This is a genomic window from Bacillus sp. SG-1 (genome assembly GCF_000181495.1).
Lineage (GTDB): Bacteria > Bacillota > Bacilli > Bacillales > Bacillaceae_B > Rossellomorea.
The window spans coordinates 1-10,873 of sequence record NZ_ABCF01000082.1 but is presented as its reverse complement, the minus strand read 5'-3'; the positions used below and the strand labels follow the sequence as shown (position 1 = coordinate 10,873).

8 protein-coding genes are annotated in these 10,873 nt (G+C 43.0%); 4 read left to right on the top strand and 4 right to left on the bottom strand.

Features of this window, described 5'->3' with window-relative positions; all coding sequences use genetic code 11:
• Nucleotides 1-642: 642 nt before the first annotated feature.
• The gene (locus tag BSG1_RS17330; RefSeq protein ID WP_006838484.1) at nt 643-1,875 is read right to left on the bottom strand and encodes an aminopeptidase; all 1,233 of its coding nucleotides are present in this window, start codon (nt 1,873-1,875) and stop codon (nt 643-645) included.
• Between the two features lie 326 nt (nt 1,876-2,201).
• Between BSG1_RS17330 and BSG1_RS17325 the strand changes: the two genes are divergently transcribed.
• From BSG1_RS17325 to BSG1_RS17315, 3 genes are read left to right on the top strand one after another with little or no spacing between them, the layout of a single operon-like run.
• Nucleotides 2,202-3,035, top strand: coding sequence for a response regulator transcription factor (locus BSG1_RS17325; protein WP_006838483.1), 834 nt, complete (start codon nt 2,202-2,204; stop codon nt 3,033-3,035).
• Nucleotides 3,028-4,065: a HEAT repeat domain-containing protein gene (locus tag BSG1_RS17320; RefSeq protein WP_006838482.1), complete on the top strand. Its 1,038-nt coding sequence runs from the start codon at nt 3,028-3,030 to the stop codon at nt 4,063-4,065. The genes BSG1_RS17325 and BSG1_RS17320 overlap by 8 nt, the downstream gene beginning before the upstream one ends.
• On the top strand, nt 4,066-5,475 hold the full coding sequence (locus BSG1_RS17315) for a glycosyltransferase family 2 protein (RefSeq protein WP_006838481.1): 1,410 nt from the start codon (nt 4,066-4,068) through the stop codon (nt 5,473-5,475).
• A 46-nt stretch (nt 5,476-5,521) separates the two neighbouring features.
• On the opposite strand, the gene BSG1_RS17310 is transcribed toward BSG1_RS17315, so the two are convergent.
• Both BSG1_RS17310 and BSG1_RS21165 read right to left on the bottom strand, forming a co-directional pair.
• On the bottom strand, nt 5,522-8,743 hold the full coding sequence (locus BSG1_RS17310) for a hypothetical protein (RefSeq protein WP_006838480.1): 3,222 nt from the start codon (nt 8,741-8,743) through the stop codon (nt 5,522-5,524).
• A gap of 628 nt (nt 8,744-9,371) precedes the next feature.
• Nucleotides 9,372-9,527: a hypothetical protein gene (locus tag BSG1_RS21165; protein WP_198008257.1), complete on the bottom strand. Its 156-nt coding sequence runs from the start codon at nt 9,525-9,527 to the stop codon at nt 9,372-9,374.
• 172 nt (nt 9,528-9,699) lie between these two features.
• Here BSG1_RS21165 and BSG1_RS17305 point away from each other — a divergent pair, with 172 nt between their 5' ends.
• Nucleotides 9,700-10,074 (top strand): J-domain-containing protein, encoded by a 375-nt coding sequence (locus tag BSG1_RS17305; protein ID WP_044023100.1) that lies wholly within the window; start codon nt 9,700-9,702, stop codon nt 10,072-10,074.
• Nucleotides 10,075-10,115: 41 nt separating this feature from the next.
• Here the strand turns inward: BSG1_RS17305 and BSG1_RS17300 are convergent, their stop codons facing one another.
• On the bottom strand, nt 10,116-10,745 hold the full coding sequence (locus BSG1_RS17300) for a methyl-accepting chemotaxis protein (protein WP_232214254.1): 630 nt from the start codon (nt 10,743-10,745) through the stop codon (nt 10,116-10,118).
• Nucleotides 10,746-10,873: the final 128 nt, after the last annotated feature.

Here is a 10,873-nt window from a genome sequence, read left to right as displayed (position 1 = left end):
AAAGGAGAGAGGAAAGTGTCATGAGGAAACGTCTCAAGGGCATGAAAGGCAAAAAGGAGAGAGAAAAGTGTCATGAGCAAGTTTCTCAAGGACATGAAAGGTAAAAAGGAGAGAGAAAAGTGTCATGAGGAAACGTCTCAAGGGCATGAAAGGCAGAAAAGAGAGGGGAAAGTGTCATGAGCAAGTTTCTCAAGGACATGAAAAGCAAAAAGGAGAGAGAAAAGTGTCATGAGGAAACGTCTCAAGGGCATGAAAGGCAGAAAAGAGAGAGGAAAGTGTCTTGAGGAAGAGTCTCAAAGACATGAAAGGCAAAAAGGAGAGAGAAAAGTGTCATGAGCAAGTTTCCTTGAGGATATGAAAGAACAAAAGTGTTCCTATGGTTCAGGAGACACCCTGGCAGCCAAAAAGGAGGAAAAGTGGTCGTATGACTTCCTCAAGGATCCCCTGATAGCAAAGAAAACAGAAAAGTTACCTTATGTAATCCCAAATAGTCCCACAACAACTCATTAAGATAGTAGTTAGCTTATCCCAGCCAATACGCTCTCCCACACACAAGCCGCCATTAATCTTGCAATCACAAAATTTAATCACATCAAAAAACCAACCCGCAAGAGTGATGCGGATTGGTCCTCAACTTCATTATTAGAATGCCCAATTACCATTGCGGAAGACCGGTTCAGTTTTACCATCTTCGGTGATTCCGTCGATATTCATCTCAGCAGAGCCAATCATGAAGTCGACATGAGTGATACTGTTGTTCAGTCCGGCTTTTTCAAGCTCATCTTTGGACATGTTTTTACCGCCTTCTACACAGAATGCATAGGCACTTCCGATAGCAAGGTGGTTGGAAGCATTCTCGTCAAATAGTGTGTTATAGAAAAGGATGTTGGACTGGGAAATTGGTGATTGGTGAGGCACCAAAGCCACTTCTCCCAAGTAGTGTGATCCTTCATCCGTCTCCACCAGGCGTTTCAGGATATCTTCGCCTTCTTCAGCTTGAACTTCCACGATGCGGCCTTCTTTGAATGTCAATTTGAAATTGTCGATGACGTTTCCACCGTAGCTTAAAGGCTTCGTGCTTGAAACCGTTCCGTTCACGCCTGTTTTCAATGGCACAGTGAAAACTTCTTCTGTTGGCATGTTGGCCATGAAATTAACGCCTTTTTCAGATACACTGCCTGCTCCGACCCACATATAGCCTTCAGGGAATTCAATTGTCAGGTCTGTTCCAGGAGCAGTATAGTGGAGTTTTTTGTATTTCTTGCTGTTCAGGTAATCCACTTTTTCGTGTAGGTTTTGGTCATGGTCTTTCCAAGCTTGAACAGGATCTTGCTGATCAGCACGAACCGCTTTGAAGATTGCATCCCAAAGCTTGTCGACCTGTTCTTCAGCAGGTTCATCCGGGAAAACTTTTGCAGCCCACTTTTCGGATGGAGCTGCCAGGACAGACCAGCTTACTTTATCAGATTGGATATAAGAGCGGTATTTGTCCATCGCTTTTCCAGCCGCTTTTTGGAAGTTGGAAATACGCTCCGGATTTACACCTTTTAAAAGGTCAGGTGATGCAGAAACGATTGACATGAAGGCAGCACCGTTTTCAGCAAGAGTCTCCATTTCTTTGGCTTTCCACTCAGGGAACTCCGTAAAGGCTTCATCAGGAGCCAGGTCATACTTATAAAGATTCACTGTGTCATCGTTCCAGTTGACATAAACGTGTTTTGCACCTGTTTCATAAGCTTTTTTAACGACCAAACGTACGAACTCTGCTGCATCCAGGGATGCATTGACAACCAATGTTTGGCCTTTTTGGACGTTGACACCGACTTTGACAGCCAGGTCAGCATATTTCTCAAGGTTTTGCTTGAAATTTTCCATATGTATTCTCCTTTAGTTCAGAATCTTTCTACTTCATTTTATCAATCGAGCCAGCTTTTGCAAATTTTTCATTTTGCTTCGCATTTGATAAGGTTACACTCATTCGCACATGATTTATTTATATGTTAATCAAAGTAAATTATAATTGAGGAATAATTGTTTTATGACTCTTGATAAGTTGTGCTGATTTCCGATCCAGGTGCCTGACTCCCCGGGGGTGGGCACTGCAACTGGAGATAAATGAATGTCCCGGATGAAAAGGAACATAATGAAAGAGACACAGCCTCTTTGCGCCAGCATTTTTAGAAGGAAGGGATCAATTTTATATGGAAAAGAGAACAGGTTTGGAATCTCTTAAGAGAAACACGGATTTCTTAAGGAAGAATAATATTGATTTCTATATATTGTATTATGCAGTCAGAGATGATTTGAAAAGGGACGATTACCTCGATGGATGGAAGGTAGTCAAAGAAATGCTTCCGTATAATTCATTTTTCCTTGATCTGGGCCTTTCTGTGGCGGCGGTAATATTGCCTGAAAAATCAGGTGCTGAAGCGGAGCGGCTGCTTAAAGCCACCATTGAGGCAGCTGTCCGGAGAAGCAGCCATTCAATTACTATAGAGGGCAAAGTATACAATGATATTAATGAGGAGTTTATTTTAGAGAGAGTCTTGGTTGAGTCCTCTGACGGTCCGGATCAAATGGAGGAAACGATAGAATTGAAAAAAACAGAAACAAATGGGGAGACCGGAAAAAAATTAAGATTATCTATTCTGGATGATGATGAAGTCATCCGCATGTTTTTGAGCGATCAGCTTGATGCAGTGGATTGGGGGGACTGGGAAGTTGATTTACAGGTGTATAGAGAAGGTGAGTCCTTCCTGAACAGCGGGAGGCTGCAGGAAAGCGGGAAGCACATTATTGTGCTTGATGGCATCATGCCCCGTATGGACGGAATGGAAGTATTGAGCGAAATCAGGAAACAGCATTCCGAGAATGAAGTTTCCATCATCATGCTGACAAGCCGTAACAGGGAAGATGACATTGTTTCCGCATTTGAAGCGGGGGCATTCGATTATGTCACAAAGCCTTTTAAGATTAATGAACTGATAGCAAGAATCAAGAGAGTCGCGAAGAGGATGGAAGGCAAAGATGCTTAATATTTCCTATCTACAGATTACCATGGCGATAGCTGGTGCGCTGGCTGTTTTAATAATGATGCTTCTGTATCTTGTTATTAGAAAAAAAGCAGAGCAGAAACGGAATTCCCGCCTTCTATTTATGAAAGAAAAAATCAGGCCCTTATTGGTTAAGGAAATGCTCAATGGAGATGATATAGAATTAAAGCAGATAAATGAAGACTCTATTTTCACCACTGCAGTTGAAGACATTCTGAAAAATTTTGAATCTAACTTTGATTCATCATCATTTAAAAGAACCATTCCAGAAACAGCAGAAAAGTACTTATCCGGATCAGTAAATAAAGGTTTGGAAAGTAACCGCTGGGCAGAAAGAATGAATGCTTTAATGATTATTAAAGATTTTCAGATATACAGTTTTGTGCCTCTCTTATGGGAACGCTATGAAAAATCAACAACAACTCCGCAGGAGAAAAACCTGATTATGCAAACGGCAGCAGGTGCTGATGATCCAAGGATGCTGGAGGTTCTTTTAACATCACCGCCCTATCAATCTACGTTTTTTTACAAACAGATTATCAGAAGGGTCCCGGCAGAAACTTTAAACACGATCATTTTAAAATTTAGTGAACTTCCCTCTGCATTTAAGGTCGCTGTTTTATCCTATATTGGAGAAAAAAGGGATTTGTCCTTGCTGCCGTTCACAGAAACATGCCTTGATTCAGAGGATCATGAGGTTCGCGTCAATGCAGTGAAGGCCATCAGGGATATTGGCTTTATATCAAACCCAAAAGCTCTCTATCCTTATTCTGCTTCAGACAGCTGGGTTGAGCAGATGATCTTTGCTCAGGCTGCCGGTGAGATCGTTCATTCCAATTATATGGAGATGCTCATTGAACTGCTTTCCTCTTCTAATTGGTGGGTGAGGTATTATGCAGGTGAGGCTTTGACAAAATATAAAGATGGCAAATCGATACTAGAGAAGGCATCTGCAAATCATCCAGATGCTTTTGCAAGGGACATGGCCTCTCAATGGTTAGGAAGTGTATAGATGTTCTATTGGATAATGAGCAATATTTTTTACTTTACTGGAATTTTATTAATTTTGTATATGTTGATCGTGTTTACGTTCTACTTGTTTATCTTCTTAGTTTCGGCTTTGGAATTAAGGAGGAGATTAGGAATGGAAACTGCGCAGCATGAAGAGCTCTTGTACTCATATGATACGAAGCCGGTGACCATTCTCGTTCCTGCCTTTAACGAACAAATGGGGATTGTGCAGAGTGTAAGGTCGCTTTTGAGCATGAACTACCCCGAATATGAGATCGTGGTGATTAATGACGGCTCCAAAGATATGACCCTTGAAGTGATGATCGAGCAGTTTTCAATGGAGAAAATCCCTCTTGTCATACGCAAATCCCTGGATACAAAAGAAATCAAGGCGGTTTACCGGTCGAGGGTTTACAAGCATCTTTATCTTGTAGATAAAGAGAACGGGGGAAAAGCGGATGCCTTGAATGCAGGAATCAATGTTTCGAAGTTTCCTTACTTTTGTACCCTGGATGGAGACTCTATTCTTGAACGGGACGCATTCCTGCAGGTGATGAAGCCGATCATCGATTCAAATGGAGAGGTGATTGCGGTAGGGGGATCTGTCCGCATCGCGAATGGTTGTAAAATCGAACGCGGGGAAGTCGTGGAAGTCGGTTTGTCCCGCCGGCCGATTGTCATCATGCAGGTGATCGAGTATTTAAGGGCGTTTTTGATGGGACGCATAGGCCTGAGCAAGTTTAATATCTTGTTGATCGTGTCAGGGGCCTTTGGCATTTTTCATAAAGACTGGGTATTGAAGGCAGGGGGATATAACCGGCATACAGTCGGGGAAGATATGGAGCTCGTCGTCCGCCTGCACAGGCTCTTGAAGGATGAAAAAAGTACCAACCGTATTGAGTATATTCCCGATCCTGTCTGCTGGACAGAGGCTCCTGAATCGATCAGGGTCCTCCAAAGACAGAGGAGCCGATGGCAGAGGGGGTTGCTGGAAACACTGTTCATTCACAAGGGGATGCTGTTGAATCCACGATATAAGAGTGTCGGTTTGATTTCGCTCCCTTACTTCTTATTGATTGAACTTCTTGGGGCTGTAGTGGAATTTGCAGGATATGTCATCATTATAATGGGCATCACATTTTCGCTGATATCCTGGAAAATGGCGATTCTCCTGTTCTGTCTCAGCCTGCTGTATGGTTCATTTTTATCCATGTGCGGTGTCCTTCTGGAAGAATGGAGTTTACGAAGATATCCAAAAGTGAAGGATATCGTCAAACTTTTCTTCATGGCTCTCTCTGAGACATTCTGGTACCGCCCGATGACAACTTATTTCAGAGTACAGGGGCTGCTCCAATCACTAACCAAGAAACATCAATGGGGCGATATGGAGAGGAAGGGCGTTTCTTCCTAATAGTTATAAAAAAGGGAGCACTTCCTAAACCGGAAGTGCTCCTTTCCTATTGGTATTTTCCATACAATTCTTTAAGAATATAATAAGATTTTTTTAATCGTTCCTCGGATTGAGGCAGGTCCCAACTTTCCCAGCTGTACATTTTCATAGAGTTTCCGCTTGCCGGGAGTTTATCAGAAACATTAAGGCTGTTCAGTTCAAGACTGCCGGATTGCCTGTCGATTCCGCTAACGGAAAGAACTGAGATGCTTACACCTGCCGTTGCGGAGGAAGCGGTCATTCCTTCTTTCCATAGATCACCGATGATCTCTGTTTGGCCGGGATCCCGGAAATTCAACATAAGCCATGGAATGCGCACTTCGATAATTCCTTCTTTTTCATCCACATAAAAATCGGATAGAGCATCATAGGCTGGATCTTCCGGATTGCCGATACCATATCTGAATGTCCCTGTTTCATAGTAGTTGAATGGCAGGGTTTCTCCGGTGCTCGGAATGGTGATCGGTTTATTCAGTGCCAGTCTGATTGGATGGAAGATTCCTGAGTCTTGTGTTCCATGATAAGGCTCCTTCTCAAGGAAAGACAGCTGTTCACTGTATTGGAAATAGAATGGGTCATAATAGCTGTCTGCCAACAGGCGGGCATTTTGTTTCCCATTCACATGCAGGACAAAATCGATTCCTGCAACTGCAAATTCAGAGTTGATCGAGGAAACGGTATTTCCACCTGCTTTTCCGTTATCAAAAAGGAAAAGCAAATCTTTTTTCTCCCAATCTTCGATAGCAGATTTTGACATCTGTAAATTTAAATACAGATAACGTTCGTCATGAGCCATTTTCAAGCTTTGGAGTTGAGATTGTTCTCCGGCTGAATAAAGTGCCTTTGTATCCGCCCAGTCCGCTGCATCGCCATCCAATTTCACCTTGTGCCTGTCAAAGCTTAACAAGCCGAATTGCTGTTCGTTTGTCTGGGCATTCGACCAGTAAGGCCTTCTGTCAGGATTATCAAGCTCGAGTGTGTTCCACGTTCTCTTGAACCACTCATCCTGCCAAGTGAATACAAGTCCGCCAAGCATCTCTTGCTGAAGAATGTCTTCGAATAATGAAGCATTTATTCTTCCTTGCTCTTCTTCATTATGAAACCCTTGATTCCAGCCGAACGGGTTCTCATGGGTCATCCCCCTTGAAGCAGGGACCCCGAACTCTGCTATTAAAACAGGCAGGCGGTGGGCTTCATGCAGGTCATGTAAATAACCGGCGTAGCTGTTTTTGCTGCCTCGATGGTCCGTATAATTAAGGTACTTTTCCTCCAGGTTCAGGAAATCCGGATAATAGGGGTACACATGGTAGGATGCGAATTGTCCGGCAGTTTGGTCTCCTTTTAGATAAATCACATTCGGATTCACACTGACGAGATCTTCCTGTTCAAGCGGTTCTGAAGGATGATCGAGCAAGTCCGTTGTCACCCAGTTTGTAAAAGAAACAGGGCGGGTTGTTCCGTAATTTTCCTCATCATATGTCAATATGGTATCCATCATACCGGCAAGCCAGTTCTCAAATGGAGTCGCTCCATCTGTATACGTGAAATTTCCATCATACTCGCCCTTACCAGCATGAACTTTATTTGTATTTTCAACCATATAAGGATACCATTCGATCCCCAATATCCAACCGATTACATAATCAGAAATGTCGGCAGAGTAGATCCCGCTCGCATGTCCCGGTTTTTCAGAAACATTGGCATTTCCATGTATAACATTCACGATTCTTTTCATTTCTTCTGTAAATGGATCTGTATTTTCCGGGGAAAAAGCATCGAGTGTTTCTTCCAGCGGAGCTTCATCGATCCAGACACCATGGAATAGAAAGATCGGATTTTCTTTGTGTTCATCATTGAATTGTTTCAAAGCCTGGTAAAATTCTGGCGGATGAAGAGTATATATCCTGATCGTATTTGCATTCATCTCATGAATCATTTCAAACCAGCGGTAGTACTCATCGCGGCTGATCGCTGTCTCTCCAGGGAAATAGCCGGGCTTGGCAATCCCCATGTTCACGCCCTTGATGGTGATTGGCTGCCACTTACCATCTTTCTTGACCAAATATTGATTGTCTTTCACCATCGCCGGCATGGCTTCTGTTTCTTCGGCTTGGTTTGTTTCTCCACTCCCAACTTCTTTTGCTTCACTGAGGATCGCTTCCATCATTGGGACATACGCCCGCCAATAGAAGGTTTGGGGTCTGTTTTTCTTATCAAATGCAAACATCTTCTGGATAGAGTCAAGGCCAATGTATCGATGCATTGCTGGGGTGCTGCCTGTATCCACAAAATCACCTGCAAAGTAATAACGCTTGGATTGTTCTTGTTGGAGCCGGGTTACAGCAGGGAATGATTCAGAGATGCCAAACTTTTGAATGACATCCCTGCCTTCCTGAGTAAGGTCCATATGATAACTCCCCAGTACCTGGGCGGAAGTGGTTTGAATGATATCGAACCAATATCCGTAGGCAGGTGAGTGATCTATCCCGAATAGATCACTGCCTTTTTCACTGTATTCAATCCACAATCCTTTTTCTTTAAAGTGATCCTTCTCCTCGAGAATGAAGAGCCTGCCATCCTCATGAGAGAAAACGAATCCAGGGCCTGAAAAAGTCCAAGTGGATGAATGGATTTGATAGGAATCAATTATCCAGTTAGGAATCTCCGAGTTTTCATTGGGATCAAGTTCATTAAAATACCTGCCAATCCAGCCTGACCACTCAATGCCAAGCAGGTCATACATCGCTTTCTTGGCTTTGTCTTCAGTAGGGCTTGCCAATGTGTTGAATTCCGTTAAAAGGGTGGAGGAATTTTCTTTTAACGCTTGATCAATTTGATATACCTCATCCTGTGTAAGGCCGCCATAGATGGGGGCATTGCCGCGCTCGGAATTTTCTGCCTGTTCAGGATATACTCCGTAAGTATCAGCAATATAAATGAGGTCTGGTTTCCCTGGAGAAAAGTCGAGCTCTTCTATCTTTTCCTCTTTGCCGTTTTCCGGGTGCCATCCCGCATAATCAGTTAACTGATAGGGGGTGCCGTCCCTGGGATCTACGACTTTCCAGTGGTTAAGCAGCCAGGTCAATCCGCTATGCTCTCTGTAATCTTCTTCAGGTACCGTTTTATCAAGGATGACGACATGGAGAGGAGTCTCTTCCTTGATGAGCCATAAAAGGTACGGAATTGCAGGGATAATCAGCAACAGGAACCATAGATACTTCTTCTTCATTCAATCACCTAATAATTTTTTATAGTCTATTTAGTTGATTCTATCCCAAACTGACAAAATGTAAATAGCTTGATGGGTTAGGTGGTAAGAAGTCGATTACCGTACTATCGAACCTTGAGTGAGGTTCGGATTGCAGATAAAATGAAAAAGCTCTTTTTGAGACATTTTTGCCCTTTGACATATATAGCTGATCTCCACTCCAGGTGCGTGACTCCGCGGGGCGGGCGGTAAGCCTCCTCGGCTGCGCCTGTTTAAAAAGTGGAAGCGCCCCGTTCAGTCCCGACAGGCAAATGTTCCGCAGCGAAAAAAGGCGCTCTTTCCTTTTATTCGCTGCGGGTTATTTGATCCCGAGGGGCTGGGCGCAGCAACTGGATTGGGGGTCTCACCTGTCCCGCTAATCCCGCAGGAGGTCACGCACCTTCCGCTCCAATCAACATATTCTCGAAATCAGTCGATATAAAGCAGCAATGATTAGGAAAAGCATAAATAATTTATCGCAAAGTTAGTCTTTTAGGTATGGTAGATAGGCCTCTTGTATATTTGGAGCTGATATCAGCTGACTCCCATGTTTAGTAAAGAGTAGAAATAAAAAAGGGAGAGCCGCCAAAGCAGATCCCCTCACATAATATCACTCTTCATCTACACGGTTTTTGAAAGCTTCCTGTGTAACGATATATTCTTCATCTTCAATTTTTTCTTTCGTATGTTTTTCAGTAAGCGCATCCGATGGATAGTTGCCAGGATGGCCTTTCTTTTTGTGTTGGAATGATTTTCCTCTGCTCATGATCGACACCCCTTTCCGCTGTATCCTGCCATTAGTTTTTCCATGAGGCGGGATTTTATGAAAACCCATTTGAGAAAGAAAGTTTCAAAAAATTGACTTATAGTAAGGTGGATGACAAACGCAATCAGGATATAATAAAAGTAAGCCCCACTTGAAAAGGAGGAAAGGGATCATGGATTTATTTACAATTTTATCGGAACAGAATATCAAGAAAGCTTATGAAAATGGAGAATTTGACCGTTTGCCTGGATTCGGAAAGCCGCTGAACCTGGAAGATGAATCAAGTATCCCGGAAGAACTCCGAATGGCTCACCGCATCATGAAAAATGCCGGTTTTTTAACTGAGGAAAATGCACTGAGAAAAGAAATGCTCCGCATCGAAGATATGATCAGGGATTGTGAGGACCAGCTTGAGCAAGAAGGACTTAAAAAGGACCTTAACGAAAAACTTCTCAAGTTTAACGGACTGATGTCGAAAAAGAGAATCAACACGAACAGTTCGATTTTTAAGAATTATGAACACAAGATAGAGAAGAAATTATTATAAAAAAAGAGCATCCCGGCAATAAAAAAAGGATGCTCTTTTCATTATTGATTATCAATATTTTCTTGAATCTTTTCTGCACTTTTGACCGTTTCATTTACATAGCCAGCTATAGTGTTGGTGTCATCATTCAATGTTTCAATAGTGGCACTTACTTCCTCAAGGCCGGCAGATGCCTCTTCAATGACGGCAGCAAGTTCTTTTGTTGAAAGTTCTGCATTTACAGTCTGTTGCTTTACCGAGTTGGAATTATCAGCAAGTGTATGGAATTCTGTCTGAAGCAGCTGAAGCTTGGACCTCAGCTCTTTAAAAGAACTGCTTACATCTTCGACAGCTTGGACGTTATCAGACATCTTGCTGCTGCTCAGGTTCATCTTTTGCAGGGCGGTGGAATTCGCTTGATTGACGGAAGCCAGGTTGTCATTAATGCGGGTCGCCGTAGTGCTGGTCATTTCAGCGAGCTTTCTGATTTCATCTGCTACGATTGAAAATCCTCTTCCCGCTTCTCCTGCTCTGGCAGCTTCAATTGAGGCATTGAGAGCCAGTAAATTTGTCTGTTCCGTGATTCCCTGAATTGTTCCGATAAAGCTGTTGGTTTCTTCTATTTTATTAGTAAGCTCTGTGAACGTCACACTAAGTTCATCAATGAACGTGTTCAACTCATTCATGTTAATCTGAAGTTCGTCGGCCTTTTCTGTCCCGTTGGTTGCCGTTGTACCCGCTTCTTCTGATGCTTGAACAGCACTTCAGCCATAGAAGCATACCTTCCATTTGCCTCAAAGTTGTTTCTGAAATGGAGGCA